The organism is Stenotrophomonas sp. YIM B13575 (assembly GCF_042787595.1).
Lineage (GTDB): Bacteria > Pseudomonadota > Gammaproteobacteria > Xanthomonadales > Xanthomonadaceae > Stenotrophomonas > Stenotrophomonas lactitubi_B.
Genome location: NZ_JBHZOP010000150.1, coordinates 1 through 24,942, shown reverse-complemented (window position 1 = coordinate 24,942; position 24,942 = coordinate 1). Strand labels below are relative to the sequence as shown.

Below are 24,942 nucleotides of genomic sequence, written 5' to 3'. Positions count from 1 at the left end.
ATTTACACCGCGTAGAAGCCCAGGAACATCGCCACCGCCGACTCCGCAACGCGCGTGCGTTCGGCCGGTGCCAGCGGCGCCTGGCCCATCGTCACCTGCGGCCAGAACGCGAAGCTCTTCACCAGCCCCTGCAGCTGATGGCCGGCAAATTCCGGATCGACCTCGCGCAGCCGCCCATCGGCAATCGCCGCACGGATCCACGCGCTGACGCCACTCTCCTTCTCGCCCATGCGGCAGACGATCGCCTGCGCACGCTCGGGCGAATGGATGATCTCGGCCATCGCCACCCGCGCCAGATCGATGAAGTTGGCATCACCCAGCAGGTCCAGTTTCTGCCGCAGCAGCTGCAGCAGCTGCACCTCCAGCGGCTGGTCTGCGCGGTAAGGCAACTCGACGCTGGCCACGCTGCTGTGCCACAGCTCTTCCAGGATCAGCGCGAACAGTTCTTCCTTGCTCGGGAAGTGGTTGTAGACGGTGCGCTTGGAGACACCCGCCACCGCCGCGATGCGATCCATGCTGGTCGCCTCGTAGCCGGCCGAACGGAACTCCTCCACCGCCGCGCGGACGATGGCCTCGCGTTTGCGGTCGGTAAGGCGTTGCGGGGCACGGGACATGGCGGGACCAGACAGCTGAACGGATCCCCCTATTTTACACCCGGCAGTGTACTTTCCGAAATCTGGAAACTACACTGTTCAGTGTACCCTGCGGACGTCACCCATGAAGCGCCTGCTCCTTGTCCTCCTGCTCGGAATCCTCGCCGTGACCGCCTATACCTTCTGCAAATCCTGGTCCCTCCCCGACTTCCCCGATTCGCCGCAGTACCGCGAAGGCAAGTTCCGCAACGCCCTGCCGAAGCCGGCGATGGGCCTGCGCGACGGCCTGGAGATCTGGTGGACCTTCCTGTTCAACAAACCCAAGGGCACCGTGCCCAACCACCCCATTCCGGTGCAGGCGCTGGACCGCGCCACGCTGGACGCAGCGCCTGACCGCAGCCTGTTCCGGCTCGGCCATTCGACGATCCTGCTGAAGCTGCGCGGCCAGTACTGGCTGACCGATCCGGTGTTCTCCGAACGAGCCTCACCGGTGCAATGGATGGGCCCAGCGCGCTTCCATGCACCGCCGATCAGCATCGACGAACTGCCGCCGATCGCCGGCGTGATCCTCTCGCATAATCACTACGACCACCTCGACCACGCGGCCGTGATGAAGCTGGCCGGCAAGACCGCGCGCTTCATCGCGCCGCTGGGTGTGGGCGACCAGCTGATTGCCTGGGGCGTGGATGCGACCAAGGTTGAACAGCTCGACTGGTGGCAGTCCACCGAAGCTGCGGGTCTGCGCCTGACCGCCACGCCCGGCCAGCATTTTTCCGGCCGCGGTCTGGGTGACAGCGATCGCAGCCTGTGGGCCTCGTGGGTGATCCAGGACGGCGACTTCCGCATCTTCTTCAGCGGCGACACCGGCTACTTCGATGGCTTCAAGGCCATCGGCGAGAAGTACGGTCCGTTCGACCTGACGATGATCGAAACCGGCGCCTACGATCAGCGCTGGGCGTTCGTGCACATGCAGCCCGAACAGACCCTGCAGGCGCACCTGGACCTGCGCGGCAAGTGGCTGCTGCCGATCCACAACGGCACCTTCGACCTGGCCCTGCACGAGTGGCAGCAGCCGTTCGAACGCATCAGCGCATTGGCTGCGGCAAAGAACGTGCCGGTGGCCACGCCGATGATGGGCGAGGTATTGGACATGCAGGCACCGACCGCGGGAACGCGCTGGTGGGAACGGGTGGAACTGTAACGGCCTGTCGCGCAGCGACCCTCAGCCAGGATGGCTAATCAGCCGCTCCTGCTCCTTCGCCACATTGATCTGAAGCGCCGCAGCAGCGAGCTCCGCCAGCTCGCTGCTGACCTTCTGGCTGCCGCGCGCCTGCATCCACGAAAGAATATCGGCCAGGTGCCAGATCGACGCGCTGCCCTCGTGCACCGGTGCCGGAAACGTCTGCGGGTGCGCAAGCAGCAACTTGCGCACGTTCTGCCGTGACATGCCCAGCAGATCAGCGACATCCGTCAGCCCTACCAGATCGGGACTGACTTCGATCAGCGCTGCACCGGGTACGGCACGCTGGACGTCTGCCAGCGCGGAGCGCATCGCCTCAGCGGCACTGCTCGCCTCACGACAGAATTCCAGCGCCAGCCTTGCCGGGCTCCCTACGCCCAGCAGTGCATCTCCACATCCAGCATCGAGCAGGTGCCGTTCGAGGACGCCAGGATCACCCGAGGTATCGGGCAGGCGGTATCTCAGGGTGAAGTTGAATTCCGTGTTCAAAGGACCTGCGTCTCCCTGAGTCAGCAAGGGCGGCTACCGCGAGCGCCGCCAGACTGCCGAACCTACAGAATCTCCGTCGCGTTTCCAGAGGCGAATGCGCCACTCACGGTTCGAGGTGAACTCGCAACCCGGCCTCACCCTCGGCCAACTCCGGCCGCAGCTCCAGCGACGGGATCAGATAATCCCCAGCGTTCTGCCGCCGGTAGGCAATCACCGGATCGCTCGCCAGCCCATCCAGCCGCGCGCCCAACCCCTCCAGCACGGCAGGCAATGACGCCTCATCGATACGACTGCTGCGGTAGATCACATGCGCCGGCAGCACGTCAAAGCCGGGATAGAACAGGATGCCGTGCTGGATCGGGAACAGCACATCGTCGATCGGCCCATTGATACCGCGCGGCCCGTAATGCGACTCCCAGCCGCCGGTGGTCACCACCAGCATCGCACGCTTGCCGGACATCGCGCCTTCGCCATAGCGGTCGCCCCAATGCCGGTCGGAATGTTCGCCCACGCCATAGGCAAAACCATAGGCGTACACGCGATCCACCCAACCCTTCAGGATGGCCGGCATCGAGAACCACCAGAGCGGGAACTGCAGGATCACCGCGTCGGCCCAGCGCAGCTTTTCCTGCTCGGCGGCGATGTCGGCGCTCTGGCGGCCGGTCCTGAAGGCTTCTCGCGAATCCAGTGACGCGTGGAACGGCACCGAAGCATCCCGCCCGGGGTGATCGTCGGCATCGATCTGCGCCTTCCATTGCATGGCGTGCAGATCGGACACCTGCACGGTGTGGCCGGCACGTTGCAGGCGCTCGACCGTGAAGGTCTTCAGGGTGCCGTTGAGCGAGGTCGGTTCGGGATGGGCGTAGACAAGCAGGACGTTCATGGTGGTACCAGGGAGGTAATGCCGGCCATGTTGGGCGCCGCCGCGCTATAGTTGAAATGAATTCCTGCAATCCCCGGCATTGCCATGGACAATACCTTGCGTCGCATCGACCTTAACCTGCTGGTGACCCTGCAGGCCTTGCTGGAAGAGCAGAACGTCACCCGCGCCGCCGAGCGGCTGCATCTGGCCCAGCCCACCGTCAGCGTGCAGCTGGCGCGCCTGCGCCACCTGTTCGATGATCCACTGCTGCTGCCAGGCCCACGCGGCATGCGTGCCACCGCACGCGCCGATGGGCTGCGCGAACCGTTGGCCGAGGCACTGGCTGCACTGCAGCGCGCGGTCGCGCCGGTACAGGCGTTCGATCCCGCCCAGGCAACTCAGACCTGGCGGATCATGGCGTCGGACTTCGGCGAAACCACCATCGTCCTGCCGGCGTTGGCCGACCTGCGCCAGCGTGCACCCGGCACGCGCATTGCGGTCGTCAGCCTGGCACCGGCGCAGATGGTGGCGCAGAGCGAACGCGGCGAGATCGATCTCGCGCTCCACATCACCTCCGACGCACCTCCGTCCCTGCATCATCGTCCGTTGTTCCAGGAGCGCTACGTACTGGCCGGGCGCCGCGATCATCCACGCCTGAAGCGACGGCCGACGCTGAAGCAGTTCTGCGCGCTGGACCATGTGATCGTGTCACCGGATGGCGGCGGCTTCCATGGCGGCACCGACAGCGCCTTGGCCCATATCGGCGCGCGTCGCAACGTGGTGCTTTCGGTGCCGCACTTCCTGTTCCTGCGCAGCGTGCTGCTGCGCACGGATCTGGTGGCGATGATGCCCTCGCGCCTGGTCGCGCAGGACCCGGCCTTGAAGGCCGTCGAAGCACCCCTCGATGTGCCGGGGTTCGAGATGGTGATGCTCTGGCATGAGCGCATGCATCGCGATCCCGCACATCGGTGGTTGCGCGAGCGGATCTGCGCGCATTCATGAAACGTCGGGCTGGAGCGTGTCCGGGAAATATTGCGACGCGTCATGTAACCGGTTACATCCCTTGCTAGCGTAGGCCCGCCCGTTCCCGGGCCCTGCTGATGTGAGGCCTTCGCAATGACGTTGTGCGCTGATCGCTGGACCGCTCCCCGCCTGCCGAACCGGCGCCTTGCCGCAGCCCTGCTGCTCGGCCTCTCACTGGCCGCCACCGCCACCGCACAGAACCTGCCACCGCGCGCGCAATGGCAGGCCAGCGCGTCATCGCAGCAGGTTCCGGCGATGGCGATCCGCCACCTGATCGACAACGATCCGAAGACGGTGACCGGTGGAGCGTTCAGTCCCGGCCACTGGTTCCAGATCGATCTCGGCAAACCGGCCATGCTGGCCGGTGCCCGTCTCACCTGGGATGTCTCCAACCCCGAAGGCTATTCACTGCAGACCTCGCTCGATGGCAAGCAGTGGCGGACCGCCTATGTCATGGGCGATTCGCTGGGCGGCATCGAGACCCTGTATTTCGCACCGCGCCAGGCCCGCTATCTGCGCCTGGCCAGCCCGCAGCGCACCTCCGACTGGGGCGTCTCCATCTTCGAAATGGAACCGCTCGATGTCGCGCTCACTGCACGCGTGACCGGGCTGGATGCCGCCCAGTCCGCGGCGCTGTGGCAGGGTGGCGGCTCGGTTGCCATCCCCGCGGGCAAAGCCGGCGTGCATACGCTCGACATCACCCTGCCCCGTGCACAGCCCAGCACCGGGCTGGCGGTGGACTGGGCCAACGTGCATGGCGCTGCACGCCTGCAGGCACAGGATGCGCAAGGCCGCTGGCACGAACTGGCGCGCGATGCGCAGGCGGCGACCCGGCAGCAGAGCTGGCTGGCGGCCGACGCGCCACTCGACCTGCAGGCGCTGCGACTGACCGTGGACGGCGATACACCGCAGATCAAACGTCTCCGCCTGCTCGGCCCAAAGGCGGTGATGACGCCGATGAAGCGCTACCAGATCGCCGCCAGCGGCGCGCAGCGCGCCTTGTTCCCCGCGTCGCTGCACATGCAGCAGACCTACTGGACCGCAGTGGGTGTGCACGCGGGCCGGCAGAAATCGATCTTCGACGAATACGGCAACATCGAGGCCTACAAGGGCGCACCGCTGGTGCAGCCGATCTGGCGCAATGCCGATGGCCGCGCGGCCGGTGCCGCCGAACACCCCGTGCAGCACGCCCTTCGCGATGGCTGGAAACCGATGCCATCAGCCACCTGGTCACCGCAACCGGGGCTGGAACTGCGCAGCGAGGCGTTCGCCATCGAGCGCGACGGGCAACCGGTCACCTTCGTGCGCCATCGCCTGCGCAACACCGGCAGCACGGCGATCGAAGGCACGCTGACCCTCGCGGTGCGACCGATGCAGATGAACCCGCCGTGGCAGAACGGCGGGCTGTCGCCGATCCGCGAAGTGGCCGTTGCAGGCAACGCCGTGCGCGTCAATGGCCGTACCCTGCTGCAGTCACTCACTGCGGTGGATGCCGCCGGCGCCGCGCCCTTCGGCAACGAAGGCGACACCGAGATCACGTCGGCCATCGCCAGCGGGCAACTGCCTGCGGCACAACAGGCAAGCGATGCCGCAGGCCTGGCAGCGGCGGCGTTGAGCTATCGCGTCAGCCTGGCACCCGGTGCCAGCGATGCGGTGGTGGTGGCCTTCCCGCTCGGTACCGCCACCGCCGATGCCAATGGCGTGCTGCCGCAGGCAGCGGCCCTCGACCTCGCCTCGCTGCCGCGCGATGGCGACAAGGCCTTCGACACGCTGGCCAGCCGCGCCTCCGCCGATTGGCAGGCACGCCTGGGCCAGGTCGGCCTGCGCCTGCCCGACCCGTCGCTGGTGGACATGCTGCGCGCGCAGGCCGCGTACATGCTGATCAACCAGACCGGCCCGGCGATGCAGCCCGGCCCACGCAACTACAACCGCTCCTTCATCCGCGACGGCATGGCCACCTCGGCCGTGCTGCTGCGCATGGGCGAAGCCAAGGTCGCGCGCGACTACCTGGCCTGGTACAGCGAACATGGCGTGCATGCCAATGGCCTGGTGTCGCCCATCCTCAACGACGATGGCAGCGTCAATACCGGCTTCGGCTCGGACATCGAGTACGACAGCCAAGGCCAGTACGTCACCCTGGTGGCCGACGTTGCACGGCTGGATGGCGGGCCGGAAAGCGTGCGTACCTATCTGCCCAAGGTGAAGGCCGCACTGCGCTTTCTGCAGGAACTGCGCGAACGCACGCTGGTGCCGGGCTACATGGCCGACCAGCCCGCACCGGAGCGCTTCGCCGGCATTCTTGCACCGTCCATCAGCCACGAGGGCTACCCCTCGCCCACCCACAGCTACTGGGACGACTACTGGGGCCTGAAGGGCTGGCATGACGGTGCGTGGCTGGCCGAATCACTGGGCGACCACGAAACCGCGAAGTGGGCACGCGAACAGTACAAGGCGTTGTATGACGCCCTGCATGCCTCGATCCGCGCAACGATGGCATGGAAGGGCATCGACTTCATTCCGTCATCGGCCGACCTCGGCGATGGCGACCCGACCGGTGTGTCGATCGCACTGGACCCGACCGGCGCACAGAGCGTGCTGCCCGCCGAGGCCCTGCGCACCACCTTCGCCCGTTACCTGGACGATGTGCGCAAGCGCAACCAGCCCGGTGCGCTGTATGCCTACACGCCGTATGAAATCCGCAACGTGCTGAGCTACGTGCATCTCGGCCAGCCTGAAGCGGCCGATGAGCTGCTGCAGGGCCTGCTGCACGATCGCAGGCCGCTGGAGTGGCAGGTGCTGGCCGAGGTCGTGCATTCGCGGCTGCGCTTCCCGCGCTACCTGGGCGACATGCCGCACACCTGGATCGGCGCCGAGTACGGTCGCACCCTGTTCGGCATGCTGATGCGCGAGGACGACGATGCGCTGTCGCTGCTGCCGGGTACGCCGCCTTCCTGGGTGGCCGGTGAAGGCCTGGCCGTGGACCGCCTGCCCACTGCCTACGGCACCCTGCAGATGCAGGCGCACCAACGCGATGGAACGCTGCAGGTCTCGCTCGGCAAAGGACTGCGCAAGGGCACGCCGGTACGTGTCTGGTGGCCGAGCCGCACCGTACCAAAGGACGTGCGTGTCGACGGGCGATCGGTACAGAACTTCGACAAGGACGGGGTGTTGCTCGATGGCCCGTTCCGTATGCTTGAGGCACGCTGGTAATGACGCCCCTGCAGGAACCGAAGTGATCGAACTTCTACTCAATGGCGGCCCGGTTGCCGCCGCCACTGACCAACAGCTGGCCAGTGCACTGGCGCTGGCCGCATCCATGCCCCAGCTCGAGCTGTGGGCATCGGTGCCCGACGGCCCATCGCTGTGCATGCTGCGCAATGCGGAGCACGCGTGGCTGATGTACCTGCGCGAGCCCGGCGACGACGGCTTCCATTCCTGTGGAAACGAACACCGCGCCGGCAACGCCTATTTCCGGCTCGACAACGGTCAGGTGGATGGCTATCCGCTGGCATGGTGCATCGACATCGAGGCGTGCTTCGCTGCGATCCGCTTCTTCCACGGCAATCGAGGCGCCCGCCCGCAACACATCGATTGGCAGTCCTGACTCCGGTAGAGGCCGACCTTGGGCGGCGTGCCCCGCCTGGCATTCCGGTGGGTGCCAACCGTTGGTTGGCACGCCTGCATCAAAACCCCGGCAACCCCGGCGGATTGGTCTGCGACTGCGGCACCGCCTCTTCGGCCACGTTCCAGCGCGCCAGCACCTTCGCGTAGGTGCCGCTGCTGATCTGGGTGTTCAGTGCCTGGGTCACCGCGTCGGCCAGGCCGCTACCCTTGCGGGTGGTCACCGAGATCGCCGCCGCATCCGGCCAGCCGCCCGGGAACAGGCCGACCCGGCGCACCTTGCCATCACGTGCCGAATAGGCGCCGGTGGCATTCGGCTCGAACGACACATCCGCGCGACCGGTGATCACTGCCAGCCGCCCGATCACCGCGTCATCGAAGTACTGGTACTCCACCGGTTTCAGGCCTGCGGCGATGTTCTGCTTGTCCCATTGGCGCAGGATCTGGTCCTGGTTGGTGCTCGCGCCCACGACCACTTTCAGCCCGGCCACGTCGGCGGGCGTGGCGATCTTCTGGATCGGCCCGTCGGTGCGGGTGTAGATACCCAGCAGGTCGAAACGGTAGCTGGAGAAATCGAACTTCTTCTTGCGCTCTTCAGTGACCGTCACGTTCGACAGCACCGCATCGTACTTGCCCGATTCCAGCCCCAGCGGCCAGTCGGCCCAGGCCACCGGCACCACCACCAGCTTCAGGCCGAGGCCGTCTGCGATCAATCGTGCGATATCGGGCTCCACGCCCACCACTTCCTTGCTGTCGGCACCGTAGTCCGCCAACGGCAGCTGGCCGGGATGGGTAGCGATGGTGAACGCACCCGGTGTGACGAAACGGTAGCCGGCCGGAATCAGCGCTTGTGCCTTCGGATCGGGCGTGCCCTTCAGTATCTCCGCGTTGCTGGCTGCAAGTGATGTCGCCGCAACGGGCACGCCATCGGGGCCCTGGCGTACGCGCGAGTAGACGATGCCGGCGATGCCGATGACCAGCACACCGACAATCAACAGGGTGCTGCGTGCGGGACGTCGCTGCGATGCTGGGCTCATGGGGTTTCTCGGAAGGGGTTACAGGGTCTTGGCCAGGAAATCGGCGGTGCGTTGCTGGCGCGGGTGTTCAAACAGCGCGTCCGGCGTGCCCTGCTCGATCACCCGGCCCTGGTCCATCATCACCACGTGGTCGGCCACGCGGCGGGCGAAGCCCAGTTCGTGGGTGACGATCACCAGCGTGGTGCCGGAACTGGCCAGCTCCTCGATCACGCTCAGCACTTCGGACACCAGCTCCGGGTCCAGCGCGGAGGTCGGCTCGTCGAACAGCAGCACCTTCGGCTGCAGGGCCAGCGCGCGGGCAATGGCCACGCGCTGCTGTTGGCCTCCGGACAGCTGGCGCGGGAAGGCATCGGCCTTGTCGGCCAACCCTACGCGCTCCAGCAGCGTGCGCGCCTGCTGCTCGGCCTGTGCCCGCGAAATGCCGCGTACCGCGATGGGCGCTTCGATGATGTTCTCCAGCGCGGTCATGTGCGGGAACAGGTTGAAGCCCTGGAACACCATGCCGACTTCGGCGCGGCGACGGCGGATCTCGCCTTCCGGCAGCTCGTACAGGGTGTCGCCGTCGCGGCGGTAGCCAATCAGCTGGCCGCCCACGGTGACGAAGCCACTGTCAGCGCGTTCAAGATGATTGATCAGCCGCAGCAGCGTGGACTTGCCGGCACCGGACGGACCGATCAGCACGGTCACGCTGCCCGCCTTCAGTTCCAGGTGCACGTCATCCAGCACCGTCTGCTCGCCGAAGGCCTTGCCCACACCCTGCAATGAAACGGCAGCGCCCGTCCCCGCCTCGATCGGCACGGCAAAGGCCGCGCGGCTGGGTACGCGTGCGCTGGGCGGCGCTACGGGACGCGGTGGCGTCGACGGTACCCGCGACACGTTGCGCTCATGCTGCAGCTGGCCGCGGGCGAAACGCTGCTCCACCCGCCGTTGCAGCAGCGACAGCACCGTCAGGATCACCAGGTACCAGACCGTGGCCACCATCAGCAGCGGCACCACCTCCAGGTTGCGGCGGTAGATCACCTGCACGGTGTAGAACAGCTCCGGCAGCGCCAGCACGTAGACCACCGAGGTGCTCTTGGCCAGCCCGATCACATCATTGAACGCCGCCGGCAGGATCGAACGCATCGCCTGCGGCAGGATGATGCGGCGTACCTGCCGACCGCGCGGCAGGCCCAGCGCTGCGGCCGCTTCGTACTGGCCGTGGTCGACCGAGAGGATGCCGCCACGGATCACCTCCGCAGAGAACGCCGCCTGGTTCAAGGTGAGGCCGAGCACCGCCGCAGTGAACACGCCGATCAACTGCGTGGTCGGGTACGAGAACAGGCTGATGGTGGTAAACGGCACGCCCAGTTCGATGGTGCTGTACAGGTAGCCCAGGTTGTTCAGCAGCAGCAACAGCACCAGCAGCGGAATCGAACGGAACAGCCACACGTAGCCCCACGACACCGCCGACAACAGCGGTGAACCGGAGACGCGGGCCAAGGCCAGCAGCGTGCCCAGCGCGAAGCCGAGGCCGGTACCGAGCGCGGTCAGCAGCAAGGTCCGTCCCAACCCTTCCAGTACCGGGCGGGCGAAGAACCATTCGGCGAACGTGCCCCAGCCCCAACGCGGGTTGCCCAGCACCGACTGCAGCCCGATCAGGATCAGCGCCAGTGCCAGCACCGTACCGATCACCTGCAGCGGGTGCCGCGCCGGCACGATTTTCAGCGCCGTGGCCGGCTGGCGGGGAATGCCCTCGATGGCGGTGGATGGCGTACTCATGCCACCGCTCCGTGCAGCGCAATGGCGGACGTGACGCCCACCTGCGGCTGCCGCACCAGCTGTTTTTCGAACGGCAGGTGCGCGATGGTTTCCGGGTCAGCATCCAGGTCGAACAGCGCGGTGTAGCCATGGCTGAGGTACAGGCCGACAGCCTCCGGCTGGCGGAAGCCAGTGGTCAGGAACACGCGCCGATAGCCCTGCCGCGCGGCCTGGTCTTCCAGTTCCTGCAGTACACGACGGGCGATGCCCTGCCTGCGCAGACCGGGCAGCGTCCAGATGCGCTTGAATTCGGCGGTATCCTCATCGCGATGCGGCATGAACGCGCCGCCTGAGATTGCTACGCCGTCGCGCAGCAGCAGCACGAACGCACCCACCGGGGCCGCGAAGGCCTCCGCAGGATAGCGCTGCAACTCTTCGCGGGCGCTGCCGCCGATGCGCCGGCGTACGTCCGCGTAGCGGTTGTCGTATTCCTGCTCCAGGCCGTCAAACAGCGGCCGCGCCAACGGGTCATCCACCGTGGTGTACAGAAAGCGATCGTTGTCGTACCGCACGCTCATGCCACATCCTCCACCAGGTAGTGCTCGGCCAGGCGCGCCCACAGGCTGGCCGCGGGTGCGATGGCCGCATCGTTGAACACATAGCGCGGGCTGTGCAGCGGCGCGCTGTCACCGTTGCCGACGAACACGAAACTGCCCGGCCGCGCCTGCAGCAGGAAGGCGAAGTCCTCGCTGGCGGTACGCGGTGCGAAGGCCTCCACCACCTGCCCGGCGCCGAAGCCCTGCACCGCCACCTCGCGGATGTAGGCGGTCTGCTCCGGGTGATTGATCACGCTGGGGAAGCCGCGCGGGAATTCGATCTCGGCACGCGCACCAAACGCAGCGGCGGTCTGTTCGGCAATGTCGGTCACCCGCCGACGCAGCGTATCGCGCACCGCCGGCAGGTACGCACGCACGGTCAGCTTCAGCTCGACCACATCGGGAATCACGTTGGCGGCCTGCCCACCGTGGATCGAACCGACGGTGACCACGCCCATCTGCCGCGGGTCGACATTGCGCGAGACCACGCTCTGCAGCGCGGTGATGATGTGTGCAGCGGCCAGGATCGGGTCGATGCTGCCCTGCGGCTCGGCGCCGTGGCCGCCCTTGCCGATCACCCGCAGCCGCGCCCAGTCCACCGACGCCATCGCCGGTCCGTCGACGAAGCCGAAGTGCCCTACTGGAACGCCCGGCCAGTTGTGCAGGCCATAGATGGCATCGACCGGGAAGCGTTCGAACAGGCCATCGGCGATCATCTTCGAAGCACCCGACCCGGTTTCCTCGGCCGGCTGGAACACCAGCTGCAACGTGCCGTCGAATCGCCCGTGATGCGCCAGGTAGTGGGCGGCCGAGAGCAGGATGGCGGTGTGGCCATCGTGGCCGCAGGCGTGCATCAGGCCTTCGCGCTGGCTGGCATAGGCCAGCCCGGATTCTTCATGGATCGGCAGCGCATCGATGTCGGCGCGCAGGCCTAACCGGCGACTGCCCTGCCCCCGCTGCAGCGTACCGACCACGCCGGTGCCACCGATGCCGGTGCTGACCGCGTAGCCCCATTGCTGCAGCAGTTCCGCCACGCGGGCACTGGTGCGGTGTTCTTCGAAGGCCAGTTCCGGGTGCTGGTGCAGGTCATGGCGGATCGCGATGGCCTCGTCGGCACGTGCCGCGATCTCGGGCAGTACGCCCGTTGCCGGCGAATTCCTCCGGGCATGGCCCGGCGCTACCGAGGTATCTCCGCTCATCGCCTTATCCCACCTTTCGCGCCGGCTCGGCGTCGGTCGCATACCGGCTTGCCTTGCGTGGCAGGCCCAGGTGGTCGCGCAGGGTCTGTCCTTCGAGCTCGCTGCGGTGATAGCCGCGCGCTTCCAGCAGCGGCAGCACCAGGGTCACGAAATCATCCAGGCCTTCGCGCTGCGCGGCGAAGCCGAGGATGAAGCCATCGCTGGCGCCGGCATCGAACCAGCGGATCAGTTCGTCGGCCACATGCTCCGGCGTACCAATGAAGTTCGGCCGCGGGCTGACCGCCTGCAGTGCAACCTGGCGCAGGCTCAGGCCCTGCTCACGCGCGTCCTGCTTGATGCGGTCGGTGGTGGAGCGGAAGGAATTGGCACCGATATCGCCCAGCTCCGGGAACAGCGCGTCCGGGTCGTACTGGCTGAAGTCGTGGTGGTCGAAGAAGCGGCCGAGATACGCCAATGCATCATCCAGCCCGGCCAGCGCAGCAATCGCCTGGTACTTGGCCTCGGCTTCTTCCGCCGTACGGCCAACGATCGGGCCGATGCCCGGGAAGATCTTGACGTCACCTGCGCTGCGGCCATGGGCGATCGCGGAGTTCTTCACCTTCTGGGTGAACGCACGGGTCTCCTCCAGCGACGGCGCATGGGTGAACACCGCATCGGCGTACTTGCCGGCCAGCGCAATGCCGTCGTCGGACGAACCGGCCTGGAAGATCACCGGCTGCCCCTGCAGTGAGCGCTGGATGTTGAGCGGACCTTCCACCTGGAAGAAGCGGCCCTTGTGGTCGAGGCGACGGAACTTCTCCGGTGCGAAGAACGTGCCGCTGTCGCGGTCGCGCACGAACGCATCGTCATCCCACGAATCCCAAAGACCCTGCACCACGTCAAGGTACTCATCGGCAATCTGGTAGCGCAGCGCGTGCTCCGGATGCGGGCGGCCGTAGTTGCGGCCCGAGCCTTCCAGCGGCGAGGTCACCACGTTCCAACCGGCACGGCCACCACTGAGCAGATCCAACGACGCAAACTGGCGGGCCACGGTGAACGGATCGCTGTACGAGGTGGACAGCGTGCCGGCCAGGCCGATCTTCTTCGTTGCCGTCGCCAGCGCCGACAGCAGCGAGATCGGCTCGAACCGGTTGAGGAAATGCGGGATCGACTTCTCGTTGATGTACAGGCCGTCAGCAACGAAGCCGAAGGCGATACCGTTGTCCTCGGCGGTACGCGCGATATCGATGTAATAGCCCAGGTTGACGCTGGCATCAGGCGCGTTGGACGGATGCTTCCAGGCATGCATGTGGCTGCCGGGGCCCTGCAGCATGATGCCGAACGGGATGGGACGCGGGGTTGTGCTCATGGGGTCGCTCCAGCAGTCAGGCCACCGCCGCGCGGGGTGCGGGCGACAGCAGTTCAAGGGACGTCAGGCGTGCGTCGAGGTCGGCCACCGGCGCGTCGAGGATGAATTCACCCACGCCGAAGCGCCGGTGCAGCGCATCCAGCTCGCTGCGTACGTGCTGCGCGTCGCCAGAGAGCACGCTGGGGCGTGTTTCTTCGACGCGGAAGTCAGTGACACCCACCTGCCGTGCGTACTCCGCAGCGGCCTCGGGGCTGGGCAGGTTCACCGTCTGTCCAGGGCCCAGGTGCAGCTTGTAGACCCGCAGCGCGCCGATATGGCGCGCAGCGGCCTCGCTGGTGGGCGCGGCGAAGGCCACCGTTGCCAGCAACGGGGCATGCGTGGACACCGTGCGATACGCCTCGAAGGCGGCTTCAATGTGCTTCGGTTCACCGTCGAAGTGCGCGGCGTACACGAAGCGCCAGCCCAGCTCCGCAGCCTGCCGGGCGCTCTGCGGGCTGGCACCCAGCAGGAAGCGCTCCGGCGCCGTCTGTGGAATCGGCCGCGCCTGCGCATCCGCCTGCGCATCGGACAGATAGCCTTCCAGGTCGCGCAGCTGCTGGTCGAAATCGGCGAATGCCGGGCGACCGGCAGCCAGTGCGGCAGTCGACGCCGGCAGACCGCCCGGTGCCTTGCCCACGCCCAGATCCACCCGTCCTGGCGCCAATGCGGCCAGCAGATTGAAGTTCTCGGCCACCTTGTACGGTGCGTAGTGGCGCAGCATCACCCCGCCACTGCCGATGCGGATGCGCCGGGTCTGCGCCAGCACCCACGCCGCCAGCACTTCCGGTGCCGGGCTGGCCAGCGTTGGCGCTGCGTGGTGCTCGGCAAACCAGTAACGGTGATAGCCCAGCTGCTCGGCACGCTGCGCCAGTTGCAGGCTGTTGCGCAGCGCCTGTTCCGGCGTGCTGCCGTCGGCCACCGGGCTCTTGTCCAACACGCTGGTGAGGTAGCTCATCGTCACGTCCTCGCTCAGGGATGGGCCACGGGAATGCCCAGCAGGCCGTTCAGTGCCGCCAGGATCGGCTCGGCACCGGAGATGTACTGGCGCTGCTGGTACTCACCGCTGGCGTGTTCATTGACCACGCCCTGCGGCAGCACCAGTTTCGGCAGCGACTGGTCCTGCTCACCGATCTCGGCGATCACCTCGCGGCGCGGCCGGCTGAAGCCGATGCGGCGCACGTCAAGTTGCGCGTCCAGGCCGTCGATGCTCGACAGCGCCCCTTCCAGCAGCAGGCTGTGCCGGCAGAAGAAGCGTTGTCCGGGCAACTGGCCGTCCTCGAACTCGCGGTCCAGCAGGAACAGGATGGGTTTGTGGGTTGCGTCTACAGCCACGGAATCGTCCTCGTAGGGGCCGGCAATGCACTGCCGCTTCGATATCGATGCTAGAGAAGGAAGGCTGCATGCCAGCGCCAGAACTCGACAATCCACGGTCGGATCCGGCCATGCAGATGCAGGTTGGCAATAAGCAGACTGCTGGCCGTTATGGACGCTGGTAACGTCACGCCGCTTGCGCGGGCGCGCGCCAACCCAGCGCCGGCGCGATGTCCTCGATCACCGTGGTGAGGATGCGCCGGTAGTCCTGCTCGGGCAGCTCATAGGGCAGCTCCACGCGAAGCTCGTCCACCTGCTGCAGCAGCGGATCGGCCTGCAACCGCGCGATGATCTGTGCCGTGCTGCCGACCACGTCGGGCGCGAACATGGTGCGGCGTGGCCCTTGCGGCGCCAGGGTGCGCGCATGCCGCTGCGCACTGAAGACGTCGATCCGCCGGCGCGTGGCCGCATCCACACCATCGGTGGGCACCAGCACACGCCCCACCGCCACGCGGCGCGGGCTGCCCAACGGCAATGCCGCGCGATAGGCCTGCAGGTGCTGTAGCTGGGCGACGAAGAAGTCATCACTCAGCTCGGCGCGGTTGACGTTGCCCAGCAGCAGATGCAGCCCCTGCTCACCCGCCGAACGCGCCGACTGCAGAGAGCCAGCGCCATACCAGACCCGGTCCACCAGCCCCGGTGCATGCGGCTGCAGTCGCGGACGATAGCGAGTGGCAGCATTGCCAACCTCGGCATCGGCGGCACCCAACGGCTCACCCCGCAGTGCTTCCAGCAACCGCGCCACCCGGCCATGGGAAAAGTCGATGTGCGCGGGGTCGCTGTCGTACAGCAAGGACCCAACCAGTTCCCCGTGTGGCGGCGCGCCGGTACTGACGCCCACCTGCAGCCGGCCACCGGCCAGCGCATCCAGCAACGACAGATCCTCGGCCAGGCGGAAAGGTGTTTCATAGCCCAGCTGGATCACCGCACTGCCCAGCTCGATGCGGGTGGTGTGCTGGCTGGCCGCCGCCAGGAACACTGCTGCCGAGCTGATGCCCGGTTCCAGGTGGCGGTGGCGCACCCACGCGCCGTCATAGCCCAGCTGTTCGGCAAACGCGATCAACGCCAACGTCGCGTCCAGGCCCGCGCGCGGTTGTTCCGGCAGATAGCTTCCGGGCGTGAGGAACGCCAGGTGCCGCAGCTGCACCGCCACGTCCTAGGCGATCCTGCGCAGCGGCGCCGGCAGCGCCGCCGCCCGAGGCGCCACGTGTCCCGCTGCACGCTCGGCCGCCAGCTGGATGCGCGCCTGCAGTGCAGCGCTGTTGATGCGGTCGCCGTCGAAGTCGGCCGGCGTGGCATACACCCCGATCGGCAACGTATGCGCCTGCAGGAAGCTGAAAAGCGGCCGCAGCTGATGGTCGATCACCAGCGCGTGGCGCTCGCTGCCACCGGTGGCGGCCAGCAGCACCGGCGTATCCACCAGCGCGTCCAGTTCGATGAAGTCGATCAGGTGCTTGAACAGGCCCGGATAGGACCCGCGATACACCGGCGTGGCCGCTACCAGCAGCTGCGCCGATTCAATCGTGGCCAGCGCGCGCTCCACCTGCGGCTCCACTTCACTGCGCTGCAGCGCCTGCCCCAGCGAGCGCGCGATCGGCGCCAGCTCGACTAGCTCCACGCTGATGTTGACCCGCTCGCGCAGCTCTTCCAGCAGATGCCGCACCAGCAGCAACGTGCGCGAGTTGGCCGATGCCGTCGGCGAACCAATCAACGCAACCACATTCAATGCAGATGACATGAAACGCTCCCATGTAGCGCCGAGCCACGCTCGGCTGCGTGTGGCATGAACCTCAGAACCGGTAGTTGACGCGCCCGTACCAGAACGTCCCGACGTTGCTCAGCACATCACCGCTGTCCCAGGTGGTCTCGATGCTGGCCACATCGGTGGCGCTGCGTGCGTAAGCGGGCACCTTGCGGGTGCGCTTGTCGAACAGGTTGTTGATGCCCAGTGCCGCGCTCCAGCCCGCGCCCAGCTCCACCCCACCGGACAGGTTGGTCACCAGCACCGGCGGCTGCTTGTACTCCACGCCGTTGTTCAGGCGCTTGATCGGTCCGTAGTAGGTGAAGTCCACGTTCGAGCGCCAGCGCCCGTTCTGCCAGCCCAGCCCCGCCACCTGCGTGTACGACGGCGTGCGGAAGCGCAGCGCGTACTCACTCGACTTGGTCAGCAGGTTGATGTTCGGCAGCCCCTGCAGCGCCTGCGGAATCGCGCTCACCTTCTGGATGGTGGTGCGGCCCACGTTGGCCGCGTAGGTCCAGCGCAGCTTGCCCCACTGTGTTTCCTGGTTCGCTTCCAGGGTCAGCTCCACACCGCGCGTGCGGGTGTCGCCCACGTTGGTGAAATAGCTGGCGTAGAACGCATCACCGGGCAGGATGCTGATGCCGGCCGTACCCAGCAGCGCATCAATCGTGTTCTTCTGCGCAGCGGTCAGCACGGTGCCGCTGTTGTCGGTCACCCGCGCCGGGTCCTGCGCGTTGTAGCCGATCTGGCTGGACTGGCCGAGTTGGCCGCGGATGTCGATCTGGTACGCATCCACCGCCAGATGGAAGGCCGGGCTCGGGTCCCAGGTCACGCCGAGGCTGTAGTTGGTGGCCTTCTCCGGCTTCAGCGGCGTAGCGCCCAGCGCCACTGCTGCCGGCGAAGCGACCTGCGCCACCAGCGTGGTACCGCACGGGCAGCTGCCGGTGGCCTGGTAGAACTGCGCGCCCAGGCTCGGCGCGTGGAAGCCATTGCTGACCGTGGCGCGTACACCCAGCGCATCGGTGAAGTCGAAGCGTGTGGTCAACCGACCGGTCGACACCGTGCCGAAGTCGGAATGGTCTTCCCAGCGCGCGGCCGCATCCAGGTACCAGCGCGAGGTGATGTTGGTCGCCGCACCTGCGTATACCGCCTTGCTGTTGCGGGTGGCCTTCACCGCATCGGCGGTCGAATAGCCCACGAACGCAGCGGCACCGAAGCCGGTGTAGGACTCCCACTGCCCTGCCCCGCGTTCGTACTGCTCGTGCTGGTACTCGGCACCCGCACTTACTTCCAGCGGCGATGCGAAGGCCGCCACCTCGAAGCTGCGACGTAGGTCGAGGTTGGCGATGCCCTGTTGGTAGTCCAGCTTGCCGTCGTAGAAGTCGGTGAGTGAGCCGGGATATGGCAGCGAATAGTTCACCGAATTGCGGGTGTAGGTACGCACCGTGTTGCGGTTGCCGGTCAGGCTGACGTCGTAGTCCCAGCCCGCAACCTGGCCCTTCACCCCGGCCGTGCCGGTGTACTGCTTCTCCTTGGTTTCCAGCACCGGCAGGAAGCCGTCGGGAAACACGCTCAGCACGCCCGGCGCCCGGTAAGTGGTGAAGATCGTCGCCGGCAGCCGGAAGTTCTGGATCGCCTGCGCGGTACGGTCACTGGCGGTCGCATTGGCGTAGAACTGCGCGTTCTCGCCCAGCCCATGGCCCACGTTCACCGCGAAGGCCTTCAACGCATACGACGGTGAGCTGAGGATGATGTTGGCCTCCGCATCGCGTCCGGCCTCGGCCGGGTTCGGCGCCGCCCCGGCCGGCAGCCGGTTGTTCGGCCGCAGCGCCACCAGGTTGCCGTTGCCATCCACCGCCGGATAGCTCAGGTAGCCGTCGATGTAGCGACGCGTGCGGATCGCATGGTGCTGGCGCGTGCTCTCACCGGACAGGTTGATGAAGCCATCCTCGCCCCAGGGCAGACCGATGTTGGCGCGCACGCTGGTGCGGCTGCCGTCGCCATCGGTGCTCTGCCCGCTCTCCACCGACACATCGCCACCGTGCGCCTGCGATTTCAGGATCACGTTGATCACTCCGGTGATCGCGTCCGAACCGTAGATGGCCGAAGCGCCGTCACGCAGCACCTCTACGTGGTCGATGGCCGATACCGGAATCAGCGCCAGATCGGCCCAGGCGTGGCCCGGGTAGCCGCCACCGTTGGCGCCACTCACATACGCGCTGGCGTTGCGGCGCTTGCCGTTCACCAGCACCAGCGTGTAGCCCGGCGACAGGTTGCGCAGCTGGTAGCCGCGGATCAGGCTTTCCTGGTCGCTCTGGTAACCGCCAATCTGGCTCAGCGACGGCAGGCTGCGCTGCAGGGCTTCGAGCAGGTTGGCCTGGCCGGTAGCCGCCAGGTCTTCAGCCGATACCACGTCGATCGGTGTCGAGCTGTTTTTCACTGTGCGCGTACTGGTACGCGAGCCGGTCACCACCACCGCGTCCAGCGTGGACGCGGCAAGGTTGGCGGAAGTGGCAGTGGTCGCCGACGGTGCATCGGCATCAGCCGCATACGCCGGGGCAGCGGCCAGGGCGGCCGCAATCAGCAGGGAGAGCGTGGACAGCGCAGGAATGTGGGCAGCAGGCATGGGGGCTCGTGGGGGTGGGCCGGAGACACACCTCCATTCAAGGGCCCGCGCCCAACGCGCGACAGCGGATATCGCGTCATGTGACCGTCACATCGCGCCAGCCACATGACTGCTGGTAATGAGGTTAGGCAGCCGCGCCGGTGCACTACTGTCTGTAGAGCCGAGCCCACGCTCGGCTGCTCTTCGCGACCGCGTCAGAATGCATCCCCCCCTTCCGGTTTTGAGCCGAGCGTGGGCTCGGCTCTACAAGAAGTGAGCGACCGCTCCATATACCCCGCTGGCATCACCTCATGCCCGCGCGCCACTCAGCGACACGTGCCTGCGTCGGTAGCATCAAGCCATGCCCACCCTGCCTGCCGAACCGAACGCGCCCACCGTCGCCATCGTGGCCTGCCACGGCCAGGGCCTGTTCGAATTCGGCTGCGCGGTCGGTCTGTTCGCACCCATCCGCCCCGAACTGGGCGTGGCCTGGTACCGCACCCAGCTCTGCGCTGGCGAGCCCGGTGCACTGCGCATGCTCGGCAGCGCACAGGTACAGCTGCCCTACGATCTGAGTGCGGTCGACGACGCCGACATCATCGTCATTCCCGGCTGGCGCGAACCCAGCGAGCGCCCGCCGCAGGCGCTGCTCGATGCCCTCACCCGCGCCCATGCACGCGGCGCACGCATCACTTCCATCTGCTCAGGCGCGTTCGTGCTCGCGTGGGCTGGTCTGCTCGATGGTCGCCAAGCCACCACCCACTGGCGGCTCACCGAAACGCTGGCCCGCGAATTCCCACGCATCCACGTGCGCGACGACGTGCTGTATGTGGACGCCGGCAGCATCATCACCTCAGCCGGGTCGGCCACCGGCATGGACATGATGCTGCACATGGTGCGCAAGGATTACGGTGCACGCGTAGCCAACCTCGTAGCGGAGCGGCTGGTGCTGGCGCCGTGGCGCGATGCCGAACGCAGCCAGCGCGTCAGCCGCGCGATCCCGCTGGGCGAACCCACGCGGCTGGCGAAACTGATGGAATGGATGCGGCGCAATCTGCGCGAACCGCATTCACTGGGCAGCCTCGCCGAACAGGCCGCGCTGAGCCAGCGCACCCTGCAGCGGCAGTTCCTCGAAGCCACCGGCCTGTCGCCCATCGACTGGCTCATCCGCGAGCGCGTGGCCTATGCCCGCGAACTGCTGGAAACCACCGATCGGCCACTGCAATGGGTGGCCGAACAGGCGGGCTTTGGTTCGCAGGAATCGTTCCGTCGGCACTTCCGCGGCATGGTCGATGCCAGCCCCATCGAATACCGCAACCAGCATCGCAGTGGCATCAGCGCCGACCGGCTGGTGGGGTGTTGATAGGGCCGGAAGCGCTTGACGCTTACAGCCTCGCGTGAGCGCTGCAGGCGCTGTAGCCTCGGGTTCGAGCAATCCGATTCGAGCAGAAGTCCTCGGCGGGCCGTGCCCGCAGCCGTTCATGGTCCAAAGGATCAGCCGTGCTACGGTGTACATACCATGTAACACATGAAGACAACGCCGTGAACGAAGCAACTTTCACATTCCGTGTGGACGAATCACTGAAGGAAGCCTTCGGCAATGCCGCAAAGGCCCGGGACCGCACCAGTGCGCAACTACTGCGTGATTTCATGCGCGCCTTTGTGCAGCAACAGGAGGACAGCGAGCAGGAAGCGCGCATCCGCGAGCAGGTTCAGGTCGGATTGGAGGCCGCAGATGCCGGGCACCTGATACCCGCAGCCGAGGTTGAGGCCAGATTTGCCGCACGCCGAGCGGCGACCAAGCGCAGGCTCGAAAAATCGAGGTGAAAGAACTGCTCTGGACAACGCAGGCAATCGAGGATCGCGAGTCAATCTATGCATTCATCGAAGCGGATAATCCGGCTGCCGCCTTGGCGCTGGACACGTTGTTCGGCCAAAAGTCCAGCCGGCTCGGCGAACATCCCAACATCGGCAGGAATGGCCGGGTAGCAAATACCCGTGAATGGGTGCTTCATTCCAATTACATTCTTGTATACGACATCGTCGATACGCAGGTGCGGGTGCTTCGCCTGCTGCACACCGCACGTGCCCATGCGGAGCGCGACTGATTCCCCCCGCATTGACGGAAAAGTTGGACCTGCTTGCCACAGCGGGTGAACCTTCTTGTGGACAGGCCAACGGAAACCGCCAATCTGAAGGTCTGCACAGGAACGAACTCAACGGCTTGACGCTACCCGCTGCCGTGCATGTATCCGCCAGCACTGCGCCACGAAGCCGATCGCAAACACCGCCGCACACCCCAGCAACGTCTGCAGGATCACCGGCGCCAGCGGCGCGGCCGCAATCGGATGCGCCACCGGCAACCGCGTCAGCGTTTCATTCACGCCCGGCACCAGCGACAGCAGGAAGCTAAAAGACAGCGCGAACGTCGACAGATAAGGCGCCAACCGGCCAAGGAACCGCAGCCGCGCCGCCAGCACGCCACCGAATGCAATCAGCAGGATCACCACACCAAACGCATGGCCTGGATTGAGGCCGCCGGTGCTGGAGACGGTGAACGACGTCACCACCGACAGCACCAATCCCAGCAGATAGAGCTTGCCCGCGCGCGTAGCCGGATCAATGGCGCGATGGCGGATGAATCCGTAAACGCCGGCGGCGATGGGAATCAGGCTGATCGCGGTGTGCACGACGCCCAGGGGAGAAAGCGGATGACTCATGGCAACCTCTGCTGGAGTTATGAACCTACTAGTAGGTCGATTCTATGGACAAAAAGAAGACCCGCTTCGCGCAGGCCTTCCGGGAATCACTCAGACCGCCGCGCTCACCCGGGCAATCGACAACCGTGCCAGCGCCGCGAACGTCGCTGCATCACCAAAACCGCGCGCCGCCAGCATCGCGCCATGCACCGACGCCATGAAGGCCTTCGCCTCGTCGGCAGGCGTGCCCTGCAGGCGCAGCTGGCCGCGGGCTACACCCTTCTCCAGCGTCCTGGTCAGCCAGCTGGTCAGATCCTCGAAGTGCCCGCGCACTTCGTCGGCAACTTCCAGCGGAATCATCGGCATCTCGGCGGCCAGCATCGCGCAGATGCAGAACGACGCCGTGCCACCGGCAATGCAGGCCGACCAGTAGTCCACGTACGCATTGAGCTCCTGCAACGGATCGCCCAGCTGCCGGTCCAGCAGCGCCAGGCCCTCGCGTGCCTCCGCCCGGTACAGCTCCACCACCGTGCGCACGAGGTCGGCCTTGCTGGGGAAATGGTGGTGGATGCTGGCCTTGCTGATGTTCACTCGCGCGGACACGTCGGCATAGCTGAAACCGTTGTAGCCACCGGCTTCGAGCAGCGAACGGGCCTGGGCCAGGATCTCGTGGGCCTTGGGGGAGAGTGACTCTTTCATGAGCGCAAACCTACTAGTAGGTACACTCAATGTCAACCGCCCTCCGCTGCGCTCGCCAGGCATGGCCCGGCGCTACCTGACACGGGCTTCCCTGGTAGCGCCGGTCCATGCCCGGCGAGCGCAGCGGTCAATGCGAAGACACATACACCGCATCGGCCGACGCCGGCGGCAACGCAAAACTTCGCCGCATGCGCGCCACCTCGGCCGCCGGCGGCAACCCGAACAGGCGCTTGAACTCCCGATTGAACTGCGACGGGCTGGCGTACCCCACCGCCAGCGATGCCGCCTCGGCCGTCATGCCCTGCCGCAGCATCAACAGCCGCGCCTGGTGCAGCCGCGTGGACTTCACGTACTGCATCGGCGAGGTGCCGGTAATGCTGCGGAAGTGATCATGGAACGTGGCCACGCTCATCTCCGCCTGCGCTGCCAGCACATCAACATCCAGCGCCGTCGAATAGGCCGCATGGATATGCCGCAGCACTTTGCCGATGCGGCCGAAGCGCCCGCGCATGGCCAGCGCCTCGCGCATCGCCCCACCCTGTGCGCCGGTCAGCACCCGGAAATACAGCTCGCGCACCAGCGAGGGCCCCAGCACGTTTGCCTCCAACGGATCGCCCAGCGCCTCCAGCAGGCGCAGCACCGTGGCCTGCATCGCGCCCTGCATCGGGCTGGACATCATGCTCTGTGCCGGCACTTCGCTGCTGGCGGCGCGCTCCCCCAGTTCAATCAGCAGATCCGCCGCCAGTTGCAGGTCCAGATGCAGGTAGATCGCCAGCAGCGGCGCCTCCGCCGTGGCTTCGGTTTCCATGGTGAACGGCACCGGCACCGACACCGCCAGGTAGTGCTGCGCGTCGTACTGGTAGACCTGCCCGCCCAGATAGCCGCGCTTCACGCCCTGGCAGACGATCACGATGCCCGGGTCGTACAGCACCGGCGTGCGCGCCAATGGCCGGTTCGAGCGCAGCAGCCGCACACCGGGCACTGCCGTCAGCGTGTAGCCCTCATCCACCGCCAGCGCCTGCAACAGGCCGACCATGCGCGCCTGCGCCGGATGCTGCAGCGGGTCATCGGTCAATCGCATCGGGCGCCCCATAGGAATAGGCAAGAACCGCCGAATCTTAGGCCTGGGCTGCCCCGCACTCAACCACTAACGTGCAAGACCCCAGCCAAGAGCTCTCGTCCATGACCGTACCCCGCCTCCTCCTCATCACCGGCGTCGGCAGCGGCTTCGGCCGCGCCCTCGCACAGCAAGCGCTGCTGGCCGGCCATCGCGTGGTCGGCACCGTGCGCAGCGAAACCGCCCGTCAGGATCTCGAAGCCCTCGCGCCGGGCCGCGCCTTCGGCCGCCTGCTGGACGTCACCGATGCCGCCGCCATCGATGCACTGGTGGCCACCGTCGAAGCCGACATCGGCGCCATCGACGTGCTGGTCAACAACGCCGGCTACGGCCACGAAGGCATCCTCGAAGAATCCACGCTGGACGAGCTGCGCCATCAGTTCGAAGTGAACGTCTTCGGCCCCGCCGCGCTGATCAAGGCCGTGCTGCCTCACATGCGCGCGCGCCGTCGCGGCCACATCCTCAACATCACCTCCATGGGCGGCTTCATCACCCTGCCTGGCATCGCCTGGTACTGCGGCAGCAAGTTCGCGCTGGAAGGCATCAGCGAAGTGCTGGGCAAGGAAGTCGCGCCGTTCGGCATCCACGTGACCGCTATCGCGCCGGGTTCGTTCCGCACCGATTGGGCCGGTCGTTCGATGGTAAGGGCCTCGCGCAGCATCGGCGACTACGACGCGCTGTTCGACCCGATCCGCCGCGCACGCGAGGAAAAGAGCGGCCATCAGCTGGGCGACCCGATCAAGGCCGCGCAGGCCATGCTGCAGGTGATCGACAGCGATGCACCGCCCAGCCATCTTCTGTTGGGCAGCGATGCAGTGCAGCTGGTGCGGGCAAAGCTGGCATCGATGGCTGACAGCATCGACACCTGGGAATACCTCAGCCGCTCAACCGATGGCGCAGCGTTGCGGTAGCGGGGGGGGCGG

The 24,942-nt window shown here is 66.6% G+C and carries 24 protein-coding genes; 8 read left to right on the top strand and 16 right to left on the bottom strand.

Going from position 1 to position 24,942, the window contains the following annotated elements; all coding sequences use genetic code 11:
• Positions 1 to 2: 2 nt before the first annotated feature.
• Positions 3 to 614, bottom strand: a complete 612-nt coding sequence (locus ACFX4F_RS19250; protein WP_099821306.1) for a TetR/AcrR family transcriptional regulator — start codon at positions 612 to 614, stop codon at positions 3 to 5.
• A gap of 103 nt (positions 615 to 717) precedes the next feature.
• On the opposite strand from ACFX4F_RS19250, the gene ACFX4F_RS19245 reads away from it, so the two are divergent.
• Positions 718 to 1,794 carry an MBL fold metallo-hydrolase gene (locus tag ACFX4F_RS19245; protein WP_380657885.1) on the top strand — a complete coding sequence of 359 codons (1,077 nt, stop codon included), beginning with the start codon at positions 718 to 720 and terminating at the stop codon, positions 1,792 to 1,794.
• A gap of 21 nt (positions 1,795 to 1,815) precedes the next feature.
• Here ACFX4F_RS19245 and ACFX4F_RS19240 read toward each other — a convergent pair whose 3' ends face one another.
• Positions 1,816 to 2,322 carry a helix-turn-helix transcriptional regulator gene (locus ACFX4F_RS19240; protein WP_380657883.1) on the bottom strand — a complete coding sequence of 169 codons (507 nt, stop codon included), beginning with the start codon at positions 2,320 to 2,322 and terminating at the stop codon, positions 1,816 to 1,818.
• A 103-nt stretch (positions 2,323 to 2,425) separates the two neighbouring features.
• Positions 2,426 to 3,205, bottom strand: coding sequence for an NAD(P)H-dependent oxidoreductase (locus ACFX4F_RS19235; RefSeq protein WP_380657881.1), 780 nt, complete (start codon positions 3,203 to 3,205; stop codon positions 2,426 to 2,428).
• 84 nt (positions 3,206 to 3,289) lie between these two features.
• Between ACFX4F_RS19235 and ACFX4F_RS19230 the strand changes: the two genes are divergently transcribed.
• From ACFX4F_RS19230 to ACFX4F_RS19220, 3 genes are all read left to right on the top strand, one after another.
• Positions 3,290 to 4,186: a LysR family transcriptional regulator gene (locus ACFX4F_RS19230; RefSeq protein ID WP_380657879.1), complete on the top strand. Its 897-nt coding sequence runs from the start codon at positions 3,290 to 3,292 to the stop codon at positions 4,184 to 4,186.
• Between the two features lie 114 nt (positions 4,187 to 4,300).
• Positions 4,301 to 7,417, top strand: coding sequence for a discoidin domain-containing protein (locus ACFX4F_RS19225; RefSeq protein WP_380657877.1), 3,117 nt, complete (start codon positions 4,301 to 4,303; stop codon positions 7,415 to 7,417).
• Positions 7,383 to 7,811 (top strand): Imm1 family immunity protein, encoded by a 429-nt coding sequence (locus ACFX4F_RS19220; protein ID WP_380657875.1) that lies wholly within the window; start codon positions 7,383 to 7,385, stop codon positions 7,809 to 7,811. The genes ACFX4F_RS19225 and ACFX4F_RS19220 overlap by 35 nt, the downstream gene beginning before the upstream one ends.
• Before the next feature lie 79 nt (positions 7,812 to 7,890).
• Here ACFX4F_RS19220 and ACFX4F_RS19215 read toward each other — a convergent pair whose 3' ends face one another.
• From ACFX4F_RS19215 to ACFX4F_RS19170, 10 genes are all read right to left on the bottom strand, one after another.
• Positions 7,891 to 8,865, bottom strand: coding sequence for an ABC transporter substrate-binding protein (locus tag ACFX4F_RS19215; protein ID WP_099821301.1), 975 nt, complete (start codon positions 8,863 to 8,865; stop codon positions 7,891 to 7,893).
• Positions 8,866 to 8,883: 18 nt separating this feature from the next.
• Positions 8,884 to 10,626 (bottom strand): amino acid ABC transporter permease/ATP-binding protein, encoded by a 1,743-nt coding sequence (locus ACFX4F_RS19210; protein ID WP_380657873.1) that lies wholly within the window; start codon positions 10,624 to 10,626, stop codon positions 8,884 to 8,886.
• Complete coding sequence (locus ACFX4F_RS19205) at positions 10,623 to 11,183, bottom strand: GNAT family N-acetyltransferase (RefSeq protein WP_380657871.1); 561 nt, start codon at positions 11,181 to 11,183, stop codon at positions 10,623 to 10,625. The genes ACFX4F_RS19210 and ACFX4F_RS19205 overlap by 4 nt, the downstream gene beginning before the upstream one ends.
• Positions 11,180 to 12,400 (bottom strand): M20 aminoacylase family protein, encoded by a 1,221-nt coding sequence (locus ACFX4F_RS19200; RefSeq protein ID WP_380657869.1) that lies wholly within the window; start codon positions 12,398 to 12,400, stop codon positions 11,180 to 11,182. The genes ACFX4F_RS19205 and ACFX4F_RS19200 overlap by 4 nt, the downstream gene beginning before the upstream one ends.
• Positions 12,401 to 12,404: 4 nt before the next feature.
• Entirely contained in the window at positions 12,405 to 13,748 is a 1,344-nt protein-coding gene (locus tag ACFX4F_RS19195) for an LLM class flavin-dependent oxidoreductase (protein WP_380657867.1), read from the bottom strand.
• Between the two features lie 16 nt (positions 13,749 to 13,764).
• The gene (locus ACFX4F_RS19190; protein WP_380657865.1) at positions 13,765 to 14,742 is read right to left on the bottom strand and encodes an LLM class flavin-dependent oxidoreductase; all 978 of its coding nucleotides are present in this window, start codon (positions 14,740 to 14,742) and stop codon (positions 13,765 to 13,767) included.
• Positions 14,743 to 14,756: 14 nt separating this feature from the next.
• Positions 14,757 to 15,119 (bottom strand): DUF3088 family protein, encoded by a 363-nt coding sequence (locus tag ACFX4F_RS19185; protein WP_089240600.1) that lies wholly within the window; start codon positions 15,117 to 15,119, stop codon positions 14,757 to 14,759.
• 166 nt (positions 15,120 to 15,285) lie between these two features.
• Complete coding sequence (locus ACFX4F_RS19180) at positions 15,286 to 16,311, bottom strand: LLM class flavin-dependent oxidoreductase (RefSeq protein WP_380657862.1); 1,026 nt, start codon at positions 16,309 to 16,311, stop codon at positions 15,286 to 15,288.
• 3 nt (positions 16,312 to 16,314) lie between these two features.
• The gene (gene msuE / locus ACFX4F_RS19175) at positions 16,315 to 16,896 is read right to left on the bottom strand and encodes an FMN reductase (RefSeq protein ID WP_380657860.1); all 582 of its coding nucleotides are present in this window, start codon (positions 16,894 to 16,896) and stop codon (positions 16,315 to 16,317) included.
• A 52-nt stretch (positions 16,897 to 16,948) separates the two neighbouring features.
• Complete coding sequence (locus ACFX4F_RS19170; protein ID WP_380657858.1) at positions 16,949 to 19,525, bottom strand: TonB-dependent receptor plug domain-containing protein; 2,577 nt, start codon at positions 19,523 to 19,525, stop codon at positions 16,949 to 16,951.
• Between the two features lie 340 nt (positions 19,526 to 19,865).
• Between ACFX4F_RS19170 and ftrA the strand changes: the two genes are divergently transcribed.
• The 3 genes from ftrA to ACFX4F_RS19155 all read left to right on the top strand — a co-directional run bounded on the left by ftrA (position 19,866) and on the right by ACFX4F_RS19155 (position 21,612).
• Positions 19,866 to 20,867 carry a transcriptional regulator FtrA gene (ftrA, locus tag ACFX4F_RS19165; protein ID WP_100552342.1) on the top strand — a complete coding sequence of 334 codons (1,002 nt, stop codon included), beginning with the start codon at positions 19,866 to 19,868 and terminating at the stop codon, positions 20,865 to 20,867.
• A gap of 179 nt (positions 20,868 to 21,046) precedes the next feature.
• Positions 21,047 to 21,331, top strand: coding sequence for a CopG family ribbon-helix-helix protein (locus tag ACFX4F_RS19160; protein ID WP_380657856.1), 285 nt, complete (start codon positions 21,047 to 21,049; stop codon positions 21,329 to 21,331).
• Positions 21,328 to 21,612, top strand: coding sequence for a type II toxin-antitoxin system RelE/ParE family toxin (locus ACFX4F_RS19155; RefSeq protein ID WP_380657854.1), 285 nt, complete (start codon positions 21,328 to 21,330; stop codon positions 21,610 to 21,612). The genes ACFX4F_RS19160 and ACFX4F_RS19155 overlap by 4 nt, the downstream gene beginning before the upstream one ends.
• A 108-nt stretch (positions 21,613 to 21,720) precedes the next feature.
• Here the strand turns inward: ACFX4F_RS19155 and ACFX4F_RS19150 are convergent, their stop codons facing one another.
• The 3 genes from ACFX4F_RS19150 to ACFX4F_RS19140 form a co-directional block, all read right to left on the bottom strand.
• Complete coding sequence (locus tag ACFX4F_RS19150; protein ID WP_380657852.1) at positions 21,721 to 22,224, bottom strand: hypothetical protein; 504 nt, start codon at positions 22,222 to 22,224, stop codon at positions 21,721 to 21,723.
• Positions 22,225 to 22,314: 90 nt separating this feature from the next.
• Positions 22,315 to 22,902 (bottom strand): TetR/AcrR family transcriptional regulator, encoded by a 588-nt coding sequence (locus ACFX4F_RS19145; protein ID WP_380657850.1) that lies wholly within the window; start codon positions 22,900 to 22,902, stop codon positions 22,315 to 22,317.
• Between the two features lie 127 nt (positions 22,903 to 23,029).
• A complete protein-coding gene (locus ACFX4F_RS19140) occupies positions 23,030 to 23,983 on the bottom strand; it encodes an AraC family transcriptional regulator N-terminal domain-containing protein (protein ID WP_380657848.1) in 954 nt (317 codons plus the stop codon).
• A 101-nt stretch (positions 23,984 to 24,084) separates the two neighbouring features.
• On the opposite strand from ACFX4F_RS19140, the gene ACFX4F_RS19135 reads away from it, so the two are divergent.
• Positions 24,085 to 24,930, top strand: coding sequence for an oxidoreductase (locus ACFX4F_RS19135; protein WP_380657846.1), 846 nt, complete (start codon positions 24,085 to 24,087; stop codon positions 24,928 to 24,930).
• The last annotated feature ends 12 nt before the right edge of the window (positions 24,931 to 24,942 follow it).

Excerpts from the sequence above, each read along its gene's own strand:
- ACFX4F_RS19235 (WP_380657881.1), bottom strand. The coding sequence starts at position 3,205 with ATGAACGTCCTGCTTGTCTACGCCCATCCCGAACCGACCTCGCTCAAC.
- ACFX4F_RS19225 (WP_380657877.1), top strand. The coding sequence starts at position 4,301 with ATGACGTTGTGCGCTGATCGCTGGACCGCTCCCCGCCTGCCGAACCGG.
- ACFX4F_RS19210 (WP_380657873.1), bottom strand. The coding sequence starts at position 10,626 with ATGAGTACGCCATCCACCGCCATCGAGGGCATTCCCCGCCAGCCGGCC.
- ACFX4F_RS19140 (WP_380657848.1), bottom strand. The coding sequence starts at position 23,983 with ATGCGATTGACCGATGACCCGCTGCAGCATCCGGCGCAGGCGCGCATG.
- ACFX4F_RS19250 (WP_099821306.1), bottom strand. The coding sequence starts at position 614 with ATGTCCCGTGCCCCGCAACGCCTTACCGACCGCAAACGCGAGGCCATC.
- ACFX4F_RS19205 (WP_380657871.1), bottom strand. The coding sequence starts at position 11,183 with ATGAGCGTGCGGTACGACAACGATCGCTTTCTGTACACCACGGTGGAT.
- ACFX4F_RS19230 (WP_380657879.1), top strand. The coding sequence starts at position 3,290 with ATGGACAATACCTTGCGTCGCATCGACCTTAACCTGCTGGTGACCCTG.
- ACFX4F_RS19200 (WP_380657869.1), bottom strand. The coding sequence starts at position 12,400 with ATGAGCGGAGATACCTCGGTAGCGCCGGGCCATGCCCGGAGGAATTCG.
- ACFX4F_RS19135 (WP_380657846.1), top strand. The coding sequence starts at position 24,085 with ATGACCGTACCCCGCCTCCTCCTCATCACCGGCGTCGGCAGCGGCTTC.
- ACFX4F_RS19170 (WP_380657858.1), bottom strand. The coding sequence starts at position 19,525 with ATGCCTGCTGCCCACATTCCTGCGCTGTCCACGCTCTCCCTGCTGATT.
- ACFX4F_RS19245 (WP_380657885.1), top strand. The coding sequence starts at position 718 with ATGAAGCGCCTGCTCCTTGTCCTCCTGCTCGGAATCCTCGCCGTGACC.
- ACFX4F_RS19145 (WP_380657850.1), bottom strand. The coding sequence starts at position 22,902 with ATGAAAGAGTCACTCTCCCCCAAGGCCCACGAGATCCTGGCCCAGGCC.
- ACFX4F_RS19150 (WP_380657852.1), bottom strand. The coding sequence starts at position 22,224 with ATGAGTCATCCGCTTTCTCCCCTGGGCGTCGTGCACACCGCGATCAGC.
- ACFX4F_RS19190 (WP_380657865.1), bottom strand. The coding sequence starts at position 14,742 with ATGAGCTACCTCACCAGCGTGTTGGACAAGAGCCCGGTGGCCGACGGC.
- ACFX4F_RS19215 (WP_099821301.1), bottom strand. The coding sequence starts at position 8,865 with ATGAGCCCAGCATCGCAGCGACGTCCCGCACGCAGCACCCTGTTGATT.
- ftrA (WP_100552342.1), top strand. The coding sequence starts at position 19,866 with ATGCCCACCCTGCCTGCCGAACCGAACGCGCCCACCGTCGCCATCGTG.
- msuE (WP_380657860.1), bottom strand. The coding sequence starts at position 16,896 with ATGTCATCTGCATTGAATGTGGTTGCGTTGATTGGTTCGCCGACGGCA.
- ACFX4F_RS19220 (WP_380657875.1), top strand. The coding sequence starts at position 7,383 with ATGGCCCGTTCCGTATGCTTGAGGCACGCTGGTAATGACGCCCCTGCA.
- ACFX4F_RS19195 (WP_380657867.1), bottom strand. The coding sequence starts at position 13,748 with ATGAGCACAACCCCGCGTCCCATCCCGTTCGGCATCATGCTGCAGGGC.